The organism is Psychroserpens sp. BH13MA-6 (assembly GCF_052983595.1).
In genome coordinates this window covers 698976-718560 of sequence record NZ_JBRJGE010000001.1, presented here as the reverse complement: position 1 = coordinate 718560, position 19585 = coordinate 698976, and the positions used below count along the sequence as shown (strand labels likewise).

Annotated in this window: 17 protein-coding genes and 1 pseudogene; 8 read left to right on the top strand and 10 right to left on the bottom strand. The window is 36.1% G+C overall.

The features are described 5' to 3' along the window. Positions 1-10: 10 nt before the first annotated feature. Entirely contained in the window at positions 11-973 is a 963-nt protein-coding gene (locus ACU8DI_RS03150; RefSeq protein WP_447111282.1) for an NAD-dependent epimerase/dehydratase family protein, read from the bottom strand. Positions 974-1126: 153 nt separating this feature from the next. Between ACU8DI_RS03150 and ACU8DI_RS03145 the strand changes: the two genes are divergently transcribed. Further along, positions 1127-1651 carry a hypothetical protein gene (locus tag ACU8DI_RS03145; protein WP_447111281.1) on the top strand — a complete coding sequence of 175 codons (525 nt, stop codon included), beginning with the start codon at positions 1127-1129 and terminating at the stop codon, positions 1649-1651. A gap of 104 nt (positions 1652-1755) precedes the next feature. After that, entirely contained in the window at positions 1756-3819 is a 2064-nt protein-coding gene (locus tag ACU8DI_RS03140) for a M13 family metallopeptidase (protein WP_447111280.1), read from the top strand. 63 nt (positions 3820-3882) lie between these two features. Here the strand turns inward: ACU8DI_RS03140 and ACU8DI_RS03135 are convergent, their stop codons facing one another. Continuing rightward, positions 3883-4572, bottom strand: a complete 690-nt coding sequence (locus ACU8DI_RS03135) for a tetratricopeptide repeat protein (protein ID WP_447111279.1) — start codon at positions 4570-4572, stop codon at positions 3883-3885. Between the two features lie 68 nt (positions 4573-4640). Then, positions 4641-5447, bottom strand: a complete 807-nt coding sequence (locus ACU8DI_RS03130; RefSeq protein WP_447111278.1) for an NAD-dependent epimerase/dehydratase family protein — start codon at positions 5445-5447, stop codon at positions 4641-4643. A gap of 108 nt (positions 5448-5555) precedes the next feature. On the opposite strand from ACU8DI_RS03130, the gene ACU8DI_RS03125 reads away from it, so the two are divergent. Further along, a complete protein-coding gene (locus ACU8DI_RS03125; protein ID WP_447111277.1) occupies positions 5556-6020 on the top strand; it encodes a CBS domain-containing protein in 465 nt (154 codons plus the stop codon). Between the two features lie 4 nt (positions 6021-6024). Here the strand turns inward: ACU8DI_RS03125 and ACU8DI_RS03120 are convergent, their stop codons facing one another. Beyond that, positions 6025-6714: a hypothetical protein gene (locus ACU8DI_RS03120; RefSeq protein ID WP_447111276.1), complete on the bottom strand. Its 690-nt coding sequence runs from the start codon at positions 6712-6714 to the stop codon at positions 6025-6027. A gap of 50 nt (positions 6715-6764) precedes the next feature. Further along, positions 6765-7133 (bottom strand): hypothetical protein, encoded by a 369-nt coding sequence (locus tag ACU8DI_RS03115; RefSeq protein WP_447111275.1) that lies wholly within the window; start codon positions 7131-7133, stop codon positions 6765-6767. A gap of 195 nt (positions 7134-7328) precedes the next feature. Here ACU8DI_RS03115 and ACU8DI_RS03110 point away from each other — a divergent pair, with 195 nt between their 5' ends. Then, positions 7329-7661, top strand: coding sequence for a single-stranded DNA-binding protein (locus ACU8DI_RS03110; protein ID WP_447111274.1), 333 nt, complete (start codon positions 7329-7331; stop codon positions 7659-7661). A 66-nt stretch (positions 7662-7727) separates the two neighbouring features. Here ACU8DI_RS03110 and ACU8DI_RS03105 read toward each other — a convergent pair whose 3' ends face one another. Further along, positions 7728-10091, bottom strand: coding sequence for a hypothetical protein (locus ACU8DI_RS03105; protein ID WP_447111273.1), 2364 nt, complete (start codon positions 10089-10091; stop codon positions 7728-7730). A gap of 194 nt (positions 10092-10285) precedes the next feature. Between ACU8DI_RS03105 and ACU8DI_RS03100 the strand changes: the two genes are divergently transcribed. Further along, positions 10286-12868 (top strand): phosphoenolpyruvate carboxylase, encoded by a 2583-nt coding sequence (locus tag ACU8DI_RS03100; protein WP_447111272.1) that lies wholly within the window; start codon positions 10286-10288, stop codon positions 12866-12868. A 42-nt stretch (positions 12869-12910) separates the two neighbouring features. Then, positions 12911-13405: a hypothetical protein gene (locus ACU8DI_RS03095; protein ID WP_447111271.1), complete on the top strand. Its 495-nt coding sequence runs from the start codon at positions 12911-12913 to the stop codon at positions 13403-13405. A 10-nt stretch (positions 13406-13415) separates the two neighbouring features. On the opposite strand, the gene ACU8DI_RS03090 is transcribed toward ACU8DI_RS03095, so the two are convergent. The 4 genes and pseudogenes from ACU8DI_RS03090 to metG all read right to left on the bottom strand — a co-directional run. Beyond that, positions 13416-14318, bottom strand: coding sequence for a histone deacetylase family protein (locus ACU8DI_RS03090; RefSeq protein ID WP_447111270.1), 903 nt, complete (start codon positions 14316-14318; stop codon positions 13416-13418). Positions 14319-14388: 70 nt separating this feature from the next. After that, positions 14389-15096, bottom strand: a complete 708-nt coding sequence (locus ACU8DI_RS03085) for an OmpA family protein (RefSeq protein WP_447111269.1) — start codon at positions 15094-15096, stop codon at positions 14389-14391. A 2-nt stretch (positions 15097-15098) separates the two neighbouring features. Beyond that, entirely contained in the window at positions 15099-15572 is a 474-nt protein-coding gene (locus ACU8DI_RS03080; protein WP_447111268.1) for a lipocalin family protein, read from the bottom strand. Positions 15573-15683: 111 nt separating this feature from the next. Then, a pseudogene (metG, locus tag ACU8DI_RS03075) lies at positions 15684-17756 on the bottom strand (methionine--tRNA ligase); the annotation flags it as partial. A gap of 120 nt (positions 17757-17876) precedes the next feature. Here metG and ACU8DI_RS03070 point away from each other — a divergent pair. Both ACU8DI_RS03070 and ACU8DI_RS03065 read left to right on the top strand, forming a co-directional pair. Further along, positions 17877-18470 carry a hypothetical protein gene (locus ACU8DI_RS03070; RefSeq protein ID WP_447111266.1) on the top strand — a complete coding sequence of 198 codons (594 nt, stop codon included), beginning with the start codon at positions 17877-17879 and terminating at the stop codon, positions 18468-18470. Between the two features lie 130 nt (positions 18471-18600). Further along, entirely contained in the window at positions 18601-19581 is a 981-nt protein-coding gene (locus tag ACU8DI_RS03065) for a S66 peptidase family protein (RefSeq protein WP_447111265.1), read from the top strand. The last annotated feature ends 4 nt before the right edge of the window (positions 19582-19585 follow it).

Genomic DNA, 19585 nt, shown 5'->3' with positions numbered 1-19585 from the left:
GCTTTTTTTGTTATTCGGTCACTGGTTTTGCGTATTTTTTCCGGAGCTGTTCAATCATTTCACTCGTCATTTTTTTCAAGTCATAGTCTGGATGCCAGTTCCAGTCGTCTCTGGCCTTACTATCATCTATTGATTTCGGCCAGCTATCCGCAATTTGTTGTCTAAAATCAGGAGAATAGGAAATATCAAAGTTGGGAATATGCTTTTTTATAGCTTCGGCAATTTCTTTTGGTGTAAAACTGATGGCTGCTAGATTGTAAGAAGATCTTACAGTTATTGCTTCTGAAGGTGCTTGCATCAAATCTAAAGTTGCCTTTATAGCATCTTCCATAAACATCATTGGTAATTTCGTTTCCTCACTCAAAAAACAATCGTAATGCGCATCTAAAAGGGCTTGGTGGTAAATTTCCACAGCATAATCGGTCGTGCCACCTCCAGGCATGGTTTTCCAGCTTATGATGCCTGGGTAACGTAAACTCCTTACGTCCACACCATACTTTTTATGATAATATTCACACCAACGTTCTCCAACTTGTTTTGTAATTCCGTAAACTGTTGATGGTTCCATAATGGTGTGTTGAGGTGTATGGACCTTAGGTGTTGTAGGCCCAAAAACGGCAATACTTGAAGGCCAAAAAATACGCTTTATAAAGCCATCTTTAGCTAGATTCAGCACATGGAACAGAGAATCCATATTCAAATTCCAAGCTTTCATGGGATATTTTTCACCTGTCGCACTTAACATCGCTGCCATCAGGTATATAGTATCAATATTATGTTTATCAACGCAAACCTTTACCGAATTGTAGTCTTGCGCATCCACTATTTCAAAAATTCCAGAATTAACAACATCCAAATTGTTGTAACCAATATCACTGGCAACAACATTTTCTGATCCATATATATCCTTGAGCTTGAACGTGAGCTCAGAACCAATTTGTCCGCAGGCACCAATGATTAATACTTTAGGCATAAAAGCTGTAGTTAAATGATGCTTCAAAAATAACAAGAATTAAGAGCTTAGAAAACTTAAAGTGCTAAAATTAACATGGTATTAATTTTTGTTAATTGCATTTAAGATACACAGGCATTGCCTATATTTACGAGAAATTGAAGATTATTAATAATGCGCATAATTCTATTCATATTCCTAATCTGCTTTTTACTAACAGCCAGTTGTAAAAATGAAAAAGAACAACAGCCAGTTGAAGAAACTCAAGAACAGTTGGATGCCAGAACGATTAGTCAGAGTGATATTGCGAGTATTCGTTACACAGAGTTTGAATTAAGCCAAGATGCTTATAAAGCGGTGATTGATTGGCAGAAATTTCAGGAATTGGAAACTCAGGTTGATTTGATAAAAAAGGGCGATCTCAATTTTTTTAAGGGTGAGCGTTTAATCGTGAAGACATTCTTTTCTGAATTTCGCACAGAGATGCCAGTCGCATTACAAACCAAAGAGATTTTGGCAAGAATCACAGCTCTCGACACCAAAGCGCAAAAATTAAATAGCTTGTTAACCATCAGTAATATTGATAAGAGCGACCAACTTAAAGCAATTAAGGAGTTTTTAATTACGGTATCCAATCTAAAGCTTCAGATCAATAAAAAGTTAGAATTTGAAAAAAACAATATTCAAAAGCCCGAGTAACTAAGGTTCTATATATCTTAATATTTTGTTAATATGTAACAATTCTTAGTTTCAGGCTTCTTATTAATAACTAATTTTAATCAAATTAAATTTTCAAACACATTATGAAAACCAATATCAAAAGTATTTTGGTAGTTTCTGTGTTGGGACTTTTTGCATTTATTGGATGTAAGGAAGAGCCCAAAGAAGAAACTGCCATGGTTGAGACAATTCCAGGAATTAATCTCGATAACATGGATCCTTCGGTGAGTCCTAAAGATGATTTTTACAATTACGTTAATGGTAATTGGGTTAAAACGACAACGATTCCTGAAGACGAAACACGATGGGGTGGATTTGGAGTATTGCGTAAAGATACGCGAAAAGACGTTCTTGAAATCATGAATGTTTCTAAGGAACTTGGTAAATATGAAGAAGGTACAGACCAGAAGAAAGCACTACTTATTTTTCAAACAGAGTTGGATACTGTTGCTAGAAATGAAGCAGGAATTAAGCCTTTGCAGCCATTACTAGATAAAATTGATGGTATTAATAGTATTGAAGATATGCAAACGGTTTATGCGACGACTATTGGTGTTTCTGCGCCTTTTGTTGGAATCGGTTCAAACGCAGATCTTAATGATAGCAGCATGAATGTGGCATGGGTATTTGCAGGTGGATTAGGCTTACAACGTGATTATTATTTAGATCAGGATGCTAAATCCAAAGAGATTAGAAAAAAATATGTCGCGCATATTTCTAGAATGCTCCAGTATATTAATTATACGCCTGAAGAGGCTGATGCAGCAGCAGAGAAAGTCTTAGCTATGGAAACAAAACTTGCTGAGCCAAGATTAGATAAAGTAGCGATGCGTGATGCTCGTAACTTTAATAATCCAACATCTCTAGCAGACTTGCAAAAAATGTGTCCAGCTATTGATTGGAACAAGATGATTGACGATTTAGGTATTGAAAAACAAATTGATACACTGAATGTGATGCAGCCTAAATACATGGCTGAAATGAGCCAGTTTTTAAATACAACACCTATTGAAGATATTAAAACTTTAATGGATTGGAGTACTATTGATAACGCTGCAGGATTTTTGACTACTGAAATTGAAAAGGCCAACTGGGAGTTTTATGGTAAGGAATTAAATGGTGCTAAACAAATGCGTCCAGCCGATGAGCGCGCATTAGGAACTGTTGATGGTTCCGTAGGGGAAGCCATTGGTAAATTGTACGTAGACGCTAAGTTTCCGCCAGAAGCTAAGGCAAAGGCAGAAAAAATGATTGCTAATGTCATCACAGCTTTTCAAAATAGAATTCAGAAATTGGATTGGATGACTGAAGATACTAAGGCAAAGGCTATTGAAAAACTAGATAAGTTTACTGTAAAGATCGCCTATCCTGATGAGTGGGAAGATTATTCAGAATTAAAAGTGAAGGAAGGTAATAGTTTTGCTGAAAACATGATGGCCGTTGGTGAATGGTCTTCTAAAAAGAATCTTTCTGAAATTGGAGAGCCAGTTGATAAGTCACGATGGGGAATGCCACCACAAATGGTGAATGCCTATTTCAATCCTTTAAATAATGAGATTGTATTCCCAGCGGCAATTCTGCAACCACCTTTTTACAACTACACAGCTGATGAGGCAGTAAACTATGGAGGTATTGGAGCCGTAATTGGTCATGAGATTTCTCATGCTTTTGACGATTCTGGAGCACGTTTTGATGGCGATGGAAACTTGAAAAACTGGTGGACAGATCAAGACTTAGAGGAGTTTACTAAGAGAGGTAATGCCCTAGCTGAGCAGTACAGCCAGATAGAAGTATTGGATAGTGTTAACATCAATGGTAAATTTACACTAGGAGAAAATATTGGTGATTTAGGAGGTGTTCTTGGAGCTTATGACGGCTTGCAGTTATACTTCGAAGAAAATGGCCGTCCTGAAAACATTGATGGTTTTACACCGGAACAACGTTTCTTTATGTCATGGGCAACCGTTTGGAGAACATTAACTCGAGAAGATGCGTTAAGAACACAGATAAAAACAGATCCGCATTCGCCTGGTATTTATAGAGCAACACAACCACTAAGAAATATCGATGCTTTTTATGAAGCTTTTGATATCAAAGAAGGGGATAAGATGTGGTTAGCTCCGGAAGACCGAGTAAGAATTTGGTAATTAGAACTAACAAAAAAAGCACTCCAATTGGAGTGCTTTTTTTTGGTTTAAACTGAAGGTATTCTATTCTTTTTTGGCTTTACGAGCTTCAAGTGCTTCTTTACTAATTTTAGCCAGATTAAAATTAGCGTCCATAGTCATCGCTTCATTAAGTAACCCAATAGCTTGATCGAGATTATCCGTTTGGTTCATGTTAAACACGACCAGTGCTTTGAGATATGTCAATGCTCCTTTTAAAGATACTTCATATGGACGTTGAGATTCATAATAACCACGTTTCATATCTGGTGTGACATTTGCAAGACCAAAATCAATACTTGCTTTAGCACCAGCATAATCTTGCAGCTGCGTTTTTAAATCTGCAATTTCATAAGCTAAATATGGGTTAGACTCACGTTTGAATAATTCTTCATAAAATACCAAAGCACGTGCAGGCTGGTTAATCCCTTTAAGGGCCAATGCTTTGACTTCTGTATTAATATTTGAGTCTGTTGGATTTTTTTCAATCCCTAATGTATTGAGCGCTTCAAGGTTTCTGCCTTCAGATACATAGACATAAGCTAGCGTATCCAATCGTTCTTGAGAAGGCTGTAAAACTTGTAAGTGAGTCATGGCGTTAATAATACCTTGCACATCTCCTTGACCTTTCATTTGCTCGTAATAAGCTTCAAAATGTTTGAGAAGGTCATTTTGTGTTTGAGCGGTTGCACTGAATGACATCATCACAGTGACTAGAAGTATAATTTTTTTCATGATTTTATAATTAATTGCGCCAAAACTAAAAAAATATATGGCATAAATTCTTAAAAGTCTCCTAATTATTAGGGTTTTATTTTAAACTCATAGTTCAAAAGGCGTACCAGTTTTTCAGAATTAATGCTCTTACCCTTACTTTTTGATTGATGGTCAAATTGCGGTATTGGGATTCCCATGTGTTGGCATATGGATGTGTAGTATTCTGATTTCGTTAAAGAAGATGTGTTCGAGGCATTGAATACCTCGCCCCAAATATATGTCTTAATAAGTTTTAAAATGATAGCAATACAATCACTTCTATGGATAAGATTGACAGGCGCTTCGGGATTATTGATTTGTTTTTTCCCTGAGAGATAGGTGGCTGGATGTCGTTGCTCACCAAAAAGACCACCAAACCGCAAGATTGTTGTTTGGAAATGTTCACTCTCCATAAATAGACGCTCTACGGCCAACAGTTTTAAAGCCGTTTTAGAATCTGACGTCTCTGAAGTTTCGGTGATTATGGGAAAATGGGTAGCGTCGTCATACACAGACGTAGAACCAATGAATAGCACGTGTTTCGTAGGAGCCCTTTCTATGGCTTCTAAGAAATGCGTCATCTGTTTGATATAATCATGATGAGGGTCTTTTCTAAGTCCTGGCGGAATGTTGACGATAAGCGTTTCACAATGCGATAAAAGCGATTGGATAGGACCAGTAATACCATCTGAGGTAAGATGGATGTTATACGGATGGATACCAGCCTTTTGGAGGATACTCATTTTGGATTCTGAGGTGGTTGATCCATGTACCGTATATCCATTCTCAATAAAGACCTTTGCCAAAGCAAAGCCTAACCAACCACATCCAATAATACCAATTTGTTGATTCACACCGCATCATATTTAATATTGCAAATTTACTAATTCCTTCCTGGATATTTAGGTTAGTTTAATTCACTAATTTTCAGTAACTTTAGTTGCAACACAAAATAATTGATTATGGGTATTAAAAGTTTTATAGGTGCACGAAAGCAGCAAGGCACTGTTGAAGCTGCTGCATTTCGGGTGAGTGATTTTATGACGCGCGATCTCATCACATTCAAACCGGAACAACAAGTGGAAGAAGTGATCCAAACTTTGATTAAACATAAGATTTCTGGTGGTCCTGTGGTAAATAGCAATAATGAATTGATTGGAATTATCTCTGAAGGAGATTGTCTAAAAGATATTAGTGAAAGCAGGTATTATAACATGCCAATGGAACAACACTTAGTTAAAAACCGTATGGTAAAGAACGTGGAAACTATAGATGGCAATATGAATGTTTTTGATGCGGCTAATAAATTCTTAGAGTCTAAGATTCGACGTTTTCCAATTGTTGAAGACGGCAAACTTGTTGGACAAATTAGTCAGAAGGATATTTTAAAAGCCGCCATACAACTCAAAGGACAGAATTGGAAATAAGTGCTTATTTGTGATGCCTTTTTGGTAAGACCTCAAGCAAATCTGTGATAATCAATTTTTGTTTATCCTTACTTTCTAGTGTCGCTATTTTGGAATAGGGATATTCAGGTAATGGTTCGTTCAGAGTTTTCCATTTGGCGATTCCTGCTACTGTAATCATTTCTCCAATTTCTATGACACCCTCTTCATATCGAAGACGCTTATTGAATCCAAAATAAGTTTCAGGGTTGATATGGTATCGTTTCAATAAACTTACAAATTTAGGAGTTGGGTCATTAAATGTTCCTGACGACTGTTTCTTATCTTTAACCAAGTAGCAAATGTAATTTTTTGGATGGTTAGCTGGTGTTACAATGACGAAGTCACCATTGGAATCAATAAAAAAATCTTGACATTTTTCTTCTTCTATTAAGGTTTTCCAATGCGAACTTTTGCCAGTACTTACCCGCTGTTGAATTTTTATTTGATAGAATACACAGGGTCTGTTCGTGTATGGTGCCAATAAGGGTTGTTCAACATGTAAGGCTCTGCCACTAACTTTTGAAACCTCATTGGTTTTAAGACTTGACGACGGTTTTTGTGGAATTTTAGAAAGTGTTCTGATGATAACTTTTTTTCTGCTGAAATAATAGGACAAAAAAATAATGCCAGACACGACGCTTAGAATGAAAAGGATGATGATTGGAGTTTCCATGTATAAATATTCTAAATAATAGGTATGGAAAAGGTTAAGAATGTTACAAATTAACGTTCTCGTTTAACCAAGGCATAGTAATCATCTTCTAAGGCCAAATAACCTTGGTCGTAAACAAAAAAGTACTGATTTCCTGTTTTAGTTGTATAGATACTCGTAAAATAGTTGAAATCGAAACCTTTGCCCATCATACGCTCACGCGATGTTTTTTTCTTTTGGTTTGGATTTAGTTCTTCTAAAATACGATAGTTTTTTCTAAGACGATTGTGCGTATTGCGAATGAGGTTTTTAATGTCTTTATTAAGCGCATTATTATAGGTATTCCTGCAAGCATCGCTACAATATTTTTTATCAATTCTGCCAACTATTTTTTCACCACATTCTGGGCATGTTCTCTGAGAATTTTGATTTTTTACCATGATCATACAAGTTTAAAAACGAAACGCGTTTCTAATATAGAAAATATTCTACAAAATGTCAATATAAAATTGCAAACATTTACAAACGATTTTAAATAAGTAATAACCGAATAGTCATTGATTCCCTATTCATATTTGCAATGTCGAAACATCAGAACTCGATAGTATTAACTGTTTAACATTAAAAATTTTATTATGAACACACTTAGAAACAAAGTACAGTTGATTGGAAGATTAGGACAAGATCCTGAAATCATTAATTTTTCAGATGGCAACAAAATGGCAAAATTTTCCTTAGCAACGGATGATAGCTACAAAGACAAAGAAGGTCAGAAAGTGGAGCGTACCTATTGGCATAATGTCATAGTTCGTGGTGGACTTGTGAAAGTCGTAGAAGAATATGTGACCAAAGGGAAAGAGATTGCAATCGAAGGCAAATTGACCAATCGATCATGGGATGATGAAGAAGGAAACAAACGATATACTACTGAAATCGTTTGTAATGAACTCTTAATGCTAGGGAAATAAATGATTCCCTTTGTCATGAAAAAGGCTTTCTTAGAAAGCCTTTTTTTTATGTGACATCGAATCTGATTAATTTAAATTAAGGATTCTTTCTTCAGAAATAACGTCACCTTGATTCGTCACACCTTCTATAAAAACTTTGACACGATCTGTACCTGTATTGAATATTGAGAAATTGATCGTATTGGTACTGTCGATAGTCGTTTCATTCACCCATCCCATAACACCGTATTTTTCATAGAAGTCACTCGTATATGAGTTGTAAACAGGCGTATAAAAGCGTTTTTTTCTACTAAAAGCTAAAGGAATATCGTATGCTTGATACGTTTTACCATATTTACTAATGACTGAAATACTTGGGTCCGTAAATATTTTAATAGAACCTGCGTTACCCCGAATACCCTCTCCAAAGCCTAATTTATTTATCTGAACATAATCAACAATAGACATGTCGAAATTATATAGAACACTGAGGTCTGTGAGTAAAACACCATCCAAAAACACCAAAGGCGTGGTTCTTGCAGACCCTACGGCACGTGGATTTGTAATGACTATAGACCCCAAGCTTTGTCTTACATTAAAACCTTGAGTGATAATATAACTTGCAAAATTTCTAAATGCTCTCCTTTTAGTTTCATCAAAGATATCTATTTGATCAAAAGCGGATTTTTTTAACTTTTCAATACGATTTTCTTTTTTGTTGGCATTTACAACAACTTCATCCAATTGTTCAATATTTTCCCAAGAGGATTGAAAGATGGTTTGGGAATCAGAAAAACCAACAAAGGTGTGTTGCTTTTGTTTCATAGGATCATTTACAACTCCGAATGAATGTATTTTGGACGGTCCGAATTGTACATAAATACTAGGCTTACCTATTTTGGCCTTTTTTTGTAACTCTCCTATTTTTAGCTGCTCCTTTTCTAAAGGAAAGAAACCACTAACGACAAAATTCTTGTCGTCATCTTCAATAGTCACAATTTCAGAACCGTTTAAACGTGTTGGAAAAATAAGATATTGACCAGTTTCTCGATTGTTCACGTTCGCTATTAAGCTAATACCATTCTCAAAATTGTAAGTGATTTTTGGTGCGTTTTTAAACAAGCTTGTCCAGTTGTAACTGCTCCAACCTTGTGTAATCAATAAGTTATCAAGTTCAAACTTTTTCTTTCGGTCAATATTTTTAAAATAATATGCTGCATTTTCAATGATGCCTTTTACATAAGGTCTTAAGTAGGTTTGAGAAATAATATTATGGTGATGATTATAAGAGCTAGTCGCTTCAGGAAGTATAGAAATACTTACTTTACCGGTACTACTGGTGTTTTTACTCACTGGTAGAGACACCATGAGTGAATCCATGTTTTTTGTAACAGTATACGTATCCGTGGTGGACATGATATCAATACCATTATAATTGAAGTACAAACGCTCCAAAATAGGATTCATACGATCGTCAAACAGTGTAAAAACATTCATGCCTTTAAATAATTTATCGGCAGTAATAATCTTAGTTAATGAAAGCTTATCTGAAAAATCAACCTCGATACTTTTAATTGTTTTTCCATTATGCAATGTTAATTGATAAGGGGTTTTATTAATTTCTGAAAGGGTAGCTTCATTCGTGTTCAGGGTAATCGCTACTTTATCTCCAATGGTAGCAAGTGATAAGCAAATTCCTTTAGGCGCTGCTTTTTGAATTGGAAAATCATACGTGTTTTCATCAATTTTTAATTGGGCAACATAGCGTTCATTGGTTTTTGGTAACAACAGAAATTTACCTATTCCAAATTGGTTGGTTTTAAATTTTCCTACGATACTATTTGATTCAGACAGTATGATTCCCTCTACATTTGAAATGCCAAATCCGAGAGAATCCTTAACAATAACTCCAATGGTGTTTTGTGTCTCAGCAACCAAATGCCCACCTTCTGGTAAAAATTGAGCATCTACCTGGTTTGAAATATGCTTTGAATTGGTTCGTTGCGAATTTTCAGGATCAATCACACGAAAACTTTGCACATAATAGTTGTGTTCATCAAAATTTCGCATCCAATTGGTGTAAGCTTTTATTTTGTAGGAACCAGAGGTCAAAGTACTATCGATATCAAATTGTCCAGACCCATAACCATCGGTTATTTTAATCAGTTGCTTTTTGATGACTTTATCGTTTTCATCCATTATCACGCAATATAAATTGGTGGTAAGTACCGAAGGTTTTTTTTCAAACTTATCAAAAACATAACTACTAAAACCCATGGTTTCACCAGTTACAAATAGTGATTTATTAAGGTGTAAATAAGATACTTCTCTCGGTGATTCTGTGTAGTTTTCAAAGGCAGTAATAATCTTACTCGGTGCTTGAGCACGTAACGGATGAATAACTGATAAGAAGGTTACTAACGTAAAAAAAGCAGGTTTTATAAGGTTCATAGATACAGTTTTAGTGGTCGTTTTGGGCCATCGGATTTTTAATATAGAAAATATACTACAAAAATAATATTAATCCAAGTTAAATTCATTAATTTTTTTTCAATTTAAGGTCAATATTTTAAGAATTTCATAAAAACATCAAATTATTTATCTAAGCCAATGTCCTTGCTTATCTTTATGGAAAACGATACTTAATGTCTACACAGCCAAAATTAACACGATTCAGGCAAAATGTGATGTCTAAATACCAAATTTACAATAGTATTTTCATGACCTTGCCATTCGATACCATCACTAAAACAGGTGTATTATTACCTTTATTTCATGAGACTTGCGAAAAAGGTTTTAAAGCAGGTGACAACCCAACCACCATTGTCGAGACATTTTTTAAAAAATATCAAGCCAGACGATCCAAGGACAGCCAAATAAATTTATTATTTCGATTCATTCAGTATATTGAGCGTCAAGTTGTTTTATTTGATGCGATTGAGGATGCCGCATTTCCTATCGTGAATAATATGGATGGTATTGGTACTTTGAGAAGCCTTAAAGAATCTGCAAGATCAGAGAACAAGTTGGAGGAGTTAAAGCATTATTTGGAAGAGTTTAAAGTTCGAATTGTACTCACAGCACACCCAACGCAGTTTTATCCTGGAGCGGTTTTAGGCATTATTACCGATTTAACGAAAGCGATTAAAAAAAATGACTTGTTGACCATCAATGACTTGTTGGCGCAATTGGGTAAAACCCCCTTTTTTAAGCACGAAAAGCCAACACCTTATGACGAAGCCGTCAGTTTAATTTGGTATCTAGAAAACGTATTTTACTATTCCTTCGGAAGTATCTATGATTATATTCAACAGAATATTTTTGAAGATAGACACATAGAAAACGACATCATAAATATAGGCTTTTGGCCAGGTGGTGACCGTGATGGAAATCCATTTGTGACCCCTGAAATCACATTGAAAGTAGCACAACGTCTCCGTGAGACAATTATTAAGAACTATTATAGAGACGTGAGGCGTTTGAAAAGAAAACTCACGTTTAGAGGCGTGGAGGAACGCTTAAATGTTTTGGAAGCAAAACTCTACAATGCTTTTATTACACCTGAAAAATCCGATATGACATTGACAGATTTTGTCAATGAATTAGAGGCTATTAAATTGGTCGTTATCAAGGAACACCAATCTCTTTATTTGGATGAGATAAGTAGCCTTATCAACAAAACACATTTATTCGGATTTCACTTTGGAGCCTTGGATATTCGCCAAGATAGTCGTGCACATGCTGCGGTATTCAATAAAATGGTAGATGGACTTATGGCTGCAGGCAGTACCATTTTTCCAAAGAATTATTATGAGTTATCTGAATCGGAACAAGTCAAAATTCTTTCTAATATTAAAGGTGATGTCGATGTATCCATGTTTGAGGATGAGGATGTTTTAAAAACGCTTAATGCGATGAAAGCGATTAAAACCATTCAACAAAATAATGGTGAAAAGGCAGCCAATCGCTACATCATAAGTAATAACCAATCCACACTTCACGTGATGCAGCTTTTTGCCATGTTAAAATTAGTGGCATTCAATGATGAGCTTACCATAGATATTGGTCCCTTATTTGAAACGATCACGGATTTAGAAAATGCTCCAGCTGTGATGGAGGAGTTATATACCAATCCAGCATACGCAAAACATCTTAAGAAGAGAGGTAACAAACAAACAATTATGCTAGGCTTTAGTGACGGAACCAAAGACGGTGGATATCTTATGGCAAATTGGGGCATCTTTAAGGCGAAAGAACGTCTAACAGAAGTCTCTAGAAAATATGATGTCACGGTTATTTTCTTTGATGGTCGTGGAGGACCTCCAGCAAGAGGAGGTGGTAAAACCCACCAATTCTATGCGTCGCTAGGACCTACTATTGAAGATAAAGAAGTGCAATTGACCATTCAAGGACAAACGATTAGTTCAAATTTCGGGACTTTAGATTCCTCTCAATACAACTTGGAACAATTGATAAGTTCTGGCATTTTGAACCGACTTAATGATACTAATTTGGCCATGAAAAAGGAAAATATCTCAGTCATGGACGATTTGGCTAATTTGAGTTTTAAGGCTTATTCAGATTTTAAAAACCACCCGATGTTTGTGCCTTATTTGGAGCGTATGAGTACTTTAAAATATTATGCAAAAACGAATATTGGGAGTCGACCATCAAAACGCGGGAAGTCCGATAAATTAGTATTTGAAGATCTAAGAGCTATTCCTTTTGTGGGTAGTTGGAGTCAATTAAAACAAAATGTTCCTGGGTTTTTTGGTGTTGGAACGGCCTTGAAATATTATGAAGATCAGGGTGATTTTGAGAAGGTTAAAGATTTATATCATAGTTCAAATTTTTTCAAGACCTTAGTTGAAAATAGTATGATGTCATTATCAAAATCCTTTTTTGATCTCACTAAATACATGGCGGATGATGAGGAGTTTGGCGGTTTTTGGAAAATTATTTATGAAGAATTTGAAACGTCTAAGCGCCTGCTTTTGAAACTCACAGGCTCTAAAGAACTCATGGAGGAGGAACCTGCAGGTAAGGCATCCATTGATGTGCGGGAATCTATCGTCTTACCGTTATTGACCATTCAACAATATGCCTTAAAGAAAATTCAAGAATTGGAAAAAACCGAGGAAAGAGACCAAGAACAAATAGCCATTTATGAAAAGATTGTGACACGTTCGCTCTTCGGAAATATTAACGCTAGTCGAAATTCAGCTTAACCTCAATGACATTGTTTATTAATCATCTTAAACCATATCGCAATGAAAAATTTAGGACTTCTTTTATTAGTTTTAGCGCTTGTCTCCTGTAAAGAAAAATCGGATCAACAAGAAATTCAACAGCCAGAACAACAAAGCATTGATATAGCATCAGAATTGGCTGCTATTGAAGAAACGAGAACTGCTTTTCAGTTAGCCGTCAGAGAAAATAGATTTAGTGACTTACAAAAATACGGCACGCCAGATGTGAAATCCTTAACACCTAGTTGTGGTGCTTGGGAACCTTTCAAAGAATTACGTAAAAATCCATCTGGTCAATTCCATTATGACAGCTTAGTCATGAGACCCGTAGAGACCATTATTGTGAGTGACAGCATCGCTTATGATTTCGGAATGAGTTCCACTTATTATACCGATGAAGAGGGCAAATCAGTAGAATTAACAGCGACGTTTTTGGCTGTTCTTAAAAAAGATAAAACGGATGGTGTTTGGAAACTTCATAGGGAAGTGGCTAATACGCGGAATTTAGACGATTAAACCTCGATTTTTAAAAATAAAGTGCTTGTGCCAATCGATACGTATTGGCATGCGCTTCTATGATGATTTTGATGTCTGGTGAATAGCCGCCTCCCATGCTGCACATCACTGGAACATGATTTTTTTTACAGGTCTCAAGCACAAATTGATCACGTGCTTTACAACCATTTACTGTCATGCCCAGTTTCCCCAGTTTATCTGAAGCAATCACATCAACTCCACTTAAGTAATAGACAAAGTCGGGTTGCAGCTCTAAAAAAAGCTTCGGAAGTGTGTCATAGAGTAAGTTAAGATATGTATCATCTGTCGTGTCGTTTTCCAAAGCAATGTCTAAATTACTGGTTTCCTTTTTAAAGGGGTAATTGCTTTTACCATGCATTGAAAATGTAAATACCGAATCATCATTTCTGAAAATTTCAGCAGTACCATTGCCTTGATGCACATCCAGATCTACGATAAGAATTTTCTTTGCTAAGCCACTTCTCTGAAGGTAACGTGCGCCAATGGCTTGATCGTTTAGTAGACAAAACGCTTCACCGTGACTTGTGTAGGCATGATGTGTACCGCCAGCAATATTCATGGCGATGCCATGTTCCAATGCAAATTTACTCGCCTTTATGGTGCCATCAGCAATCACGACTTCACGCTTAACCAATGTTTCGCTTAATGGGAAACCAATTTTACGAGCCGCACTTTTATCAAGTGTCAGTTGTTTAAGATCGTTTAAATAGCTCGCTGAATGCACCTGAAGAATATGCGTATCTTCTAGTACTTCGGGTTCAAAAAAGTTAGCTTCTTTGCAAGTACCTTCATAGCGCAATTGCTCTGGTAATAACTCGTATTTAAGCATGGGAAACCTATGACCTTCTGGCAAGGGATGCTTATAAATTGGATGATAGGCTATTTTTAACATAGAAAACCAAAAATAGTAATAAAAAAAAAGCAAGCTCCTTAGGAGCTTGCTTTAAATAACTTAAATCTTTTTAGTTTTCACCTGCCTGCTGTTTCGCCTGCTCTATCATTTGTTCACTTGGCAAAATAGCGACATTTACCCTTCTGTTTTTAGCGCGTCCTTCTACAGTAGAATTATCATATTTAGGTTGCGATTCTCCAAACCAATTCGTTGTAAATCTGCCGCTTGACAATCCTTTGTTCGTTAAATAATTGGTCACAGCATAAGCTCTATCTTTTGATAAGGTCATATTATAATCTTCAGATCCTGTATTATCTGTATGTCCAACAACTAAGATATTGGTATCTGGATACTCCACAAAAATACCAGCTAGTTTATTTAATGTTGTCTGCGATGCACTATTAATATTGGATTTGTCGGTTTCAAAGTAAACACCGCTATTTTCATCAAACGTTACAACAATACCATCATCCACCCGTTCTACTTGAGCTCCTGGTATTTCTTCCTCAATTTTTTGAGCTTGTTTATCCATTTTATTACCTATAATCACACCGGCAGTACCACCTACAACACCTCCAATTACAGCACCTAATTCTCCGTTACCACCTTTACCGACATTGTTACCTATAATTGCACCTAAAATGGCTCCGCTTGTGGCACCAATTACAGCACCTTTTTGTTTGTTGTTCGCATTTTTTACCGCGTTACAATTAGTAAGACTAAATGTGAGTAGAAGCGTTAAACTTATAACGGCTATTTTATTTAAAATTGTTTTCATAATTATTGTGTTTTTGTAAAGTTCATAGTTATTGTAAATGGCGCTCCTTCAACATTGAGTGTTTGTTGCCATTGCATATTAGATTCGGACAGTGATGATAAGTTCAGACGAAAACCAACATTCGTATCAGAATTTCCTTTTTCATCAGTAGGTTTTAAAAGGAAGTCATAATAGCCTGTCACTTCATCTACCTCTTGAATGGTGAAATTAAAGTAGCGTGCTCCCGTTGTACAGTTGTTTTTAGTAATGGTATAGATACCTGTATTATTGTTTGGTATAAATTGCCAATCACTACCTTCAAAACATTCTTTGGTTGAATCATTTAAAAGCGTCACATTATAAGTACCTGTTTCGCTATAGGAAATGTTAGTAAGTGTCCAATTTCCTTTTATTATTTTCTTAGAATCTCTAACGGTTTTTGACGTTCCGCAGGAAAGAAAACAAATGGTGATGCAAATTGCTATAAATTGTTTCATGATTATCTTTTTTTGTTATTACCAAAGTAAGCATGAAACTTAAAGTCAAATGATGCAAATGAATTAATTTTTACTTCATTTAGAAAAATAATTATTAAGAGCTTTTTAAACCTAGCTAATCTTTAAACCACTATTTACGGTCGTATCCGGATTAACAAATACGAGTTGACCTTCAGGTGTTTCGCTCATTAAAATCATACCTTCACTGTCGACACCTCTTAATTTTCTCGGTGCTAAATTCACTAAAACAGTGACCTGCTTGCCAACCACTTCCTCTGGCGTAAAACTTTCAGCGATACCAGAGACAATAGTTCTTGTATCAATACCAGTATCTACTTTTAACACGAGTAGCTTTTTGGTTTTTGGCATTTTTTCAGCAGCTATGATGGTTCCTACTCTCAAATCGAGTTTGGTAAAATCCTCAAAAGTGATAAGTTCTTTTTGTGGTTCTATTTGTTTGTTGGCTGCCTCATTTGCTTTTTTGTTAGCCTCGAGTTTGTCTAATTGTTCTTGAATGGTGGCATCTTCAATTTTAGAAAATAGCAATTCACCTTTTCCAATTTGATGACCTGAAGGAAGCAGCGTGGTTTTGGTTGAAATTTCATCCCACGAATTGGACGAAGTACTCAAAATACGATTGAGTTTTTCAGAAGTAAATGGCAAAAACGGTTCACTCAAAGTCGCCAAAGCGCTAGCGATTTGAAGCGCAACAAACATAATGGTTTTGGTTCTGGTTTCATCCGTTTTTATAAGTTTCCAAGGTTCTTCATCCGCCAAATATTTATTACCCAATCGTGCCAAATTCATTAACTCTTGGCTCGCTTCTCTAAAACGGTAACGTTCAATCGAACTGGCAATAACATCGGGATAGGCTTTTACAGCGGCTAAAGTTTCCTCATCAACTTCCGAAAAATTAGAGGCTTCAGGAATAATACCGTCGTAATATTTATGAGTAAGCACGACCACACGGTTGATAAAATTTCCGAAGATCGCTACCAATTCATTATTATTTCTAGCTTGGAAGTCTTTCCACGTAAAGTCATTATCTTTAGTCTCTGGCGCATTTGCTGTCAACGCATAGCGCAATACATCTTGTTGGTTAGGAAAGTCCTTTAAATAATCAGGAAGCCATACAGCCCAATTTTTTGAGGTGGACAATTTATTGCCTTCCAAGTTTAAGAACTCATTTGCTGGCACATTATCTGGTAATATATAGGAGCCTTCAGCCTTTAGCATCGACGGAAAAATAATGCAATGAAATACGATATTGTCTTTGCCAATAAAGTGTACTAATTTCGTGTTGTCGTCTTTCCAATACGGTTCCCAATCCTTACCTTCACGAGCGGCCCATTCTTTGGTAGCTGAAATATAACCGATAGGCGCATCAAACCATACGTAAAGTACTTTTCCTTCGCCACCAGGTACTGGAACAGGAATTCCCCAATCCAGATCTCGCGTCACGGCACGTGGTCGTAAACCATCATCAATCCACGATTTTACTTGTCCGAGCACATTGGATTTCCAGTCTTTTTTATGTCCTTTTATAATCCATTCCCTAAGGAATGATTCATGTTTATTAAGTGGTAGAAACCAGTGTTTGGTTTCTTTCAGTGTTGGCACATTACCGGTTATAGCAGATTTCGGATTGATGAGGTCGGTGGCATTGAGGCTAGTTCCGCAGTTCTCACATTGATCACCATAGGCTTCTTCATGGCCACATTTCGGGCAAGTCCCTGTTACAAAACGATCTGCCAAAAATTGATTCGCCTCCTCGTCATAGAGTTGCTCAGTGATTTCCTCTACAAATTCGTGCTTATCATAGAGGGTTTTGAAAAATTCTGAAGCGGTATCGTGATGTATTTGAGCTGAAGTACGCGAATAATTATCAAATGTAATTCCGAAGTCTTCAAACGATTTTTTGATGATTGCGTGGTATTTATCCACGATATCTTGAGGTGATACACCTTCCTTTTTGGCCTTAATAGTAATGGGAACTCCGTGCTCATCACTACCACACATAAAGGCGACATCATTCCCAGTTAAACGCTTATAACGAGCGTAAATATCGGCTGGGACATAAACACCGGCTAGGTGCCCAATGTGTATAGGTCCGTTAGTATAAGGTAATGCTGCCGTAATGGTATATCGTTGTGACATGGTATGTTTTTTAAAGCTACAAAAGTAAACATTTTGACGTGTGAATTATAATGAATTGACGAATCGATGCACTATTAAATGAAGTAAATGTTTTGTGGCATGTTCAAAAGATATATATTTAGACCTTCAATCTTAAAAACTCAAAATATGAAAAGCCTAAAATTGTTTGTTTTACTGATAACTGTAAGTATGCTGTCTTTTTCCTGTGGAAATGACGATGATAATCAGAATTCGTCTAGTAATAAATTGATCTTTGGAGATACCGAATATCAATTAAGAGCTGGTGTTATTGAAGATTATGGAGCTTATTCAGAGGGGATTTACAATTTTGATATTGTTCTTTTAAATTCAGAAATCAATAATGTTGATGGAGAGTTTCAGCCTGTCAATGAGACCTTTTCTGGTGTGTATTTTGAACTATTCACGGATAACTCAGAAAATTTAGCCGAAGGAACCTATACTTTTGGTGATAATATTGATGTTGGGACTTATGTATATGCTGAAGTTTTTATTAATACGACTGTAGATAATTATTCGGCAATCGACATCACCTCAGGAACTTTTACAGTTTTAGACAATGGAACTACTTACGAATTTGTATTTGAAGGAACTGTTGATGGAGGCGCTTCATTCTCTGGATACTACAAAGGCTCTTTAAGTTCTTATGACAGTCAGGTAGTGAATGGTGACAAACTTTTTTCTTCTGAAACAAAAGCAAAATCTAAAGCCTTTAAAAACTAGTTCAAATAACACCTAGTTTTTTACAAAATGATAGGGTTGTCTTGATGAAAGGACAATCCTTTTTTTGTTTGTAAAGCCACCTTTCATATTTTTTTGTTAGCTTAGACAAAAAGCCGCTGAAAGCACTAAAATGATTTTAAAGAAAATAACATTGTTTCTCATTTGCATGATTGCTCATGAAACATTTGCACAACAAGAAATGATACAACCACCATATTTAAAAGCAGGTGATACGGTCGCAATTGTAGCACCTTCCGGGATTCTGAAAAACCGCAATGATGAAGTGAACCAAGCAGTAAAATTATTAGAAAGTTGGGGATTACATACCACTGTTGGGCAACATGTATTTAACCAGGCCAATCATTTTGCTGGAACAGACAATGAACGTTGCGAAGATTTTCAAAAAGCATTAGACGATCCGAGTGTGAGTGCCATCTGGTGTGCGAGAGGAGGTTATGGTACGGTTAGAATTTTAGATAAATTAGATTATACGACATTTAAAAAACATCCTAAATGGATTATTGGATATAGTGATATCACGGCGTTACACAGTCAAGTTCACAATGTAGGTTATCAATCCATTCACGCTTTGATGTGTGTTAGTTTAACGCAGGACTTAAACGATATTAAGGAGACCTTAGACACGTTCAAAGCGACTATTTTTGGTGCACCCGTCAATTATGAACTCAAAGGCTCAACCTATAATAGAACTGGAGAAGCTCATGGTCCTTTGGTTGGTGGAAACTTGACAATGTTGCACACCATGTTAGGTTCAAAAACGAGTATAGATACAACAGGAAAAATTTTGTTTATCGAAGAAATTGGGGAGTACAAATACCATATCGACCGTATGTTACAGAGTTTGAAACGCGCTGGTTACTTTGATCATTGTGCTGGTGTTGTGGTTGGCGATATGTCAAAACTTAGAAAGAATACGACGCTTTGGGGAACTTCAGTTGAACAATTAATTTTAGATGCTTTATCGGAATATGACTTTCCGATAGCTTTTAATATGCCAGCTGGGCACGAATCAGACAATAGAGCTTTGATCTTAGGACGAACGGTATCACTAAAAGTAGAGAAGGACCAAGCACTGCTTAACTTTGATTAGACAT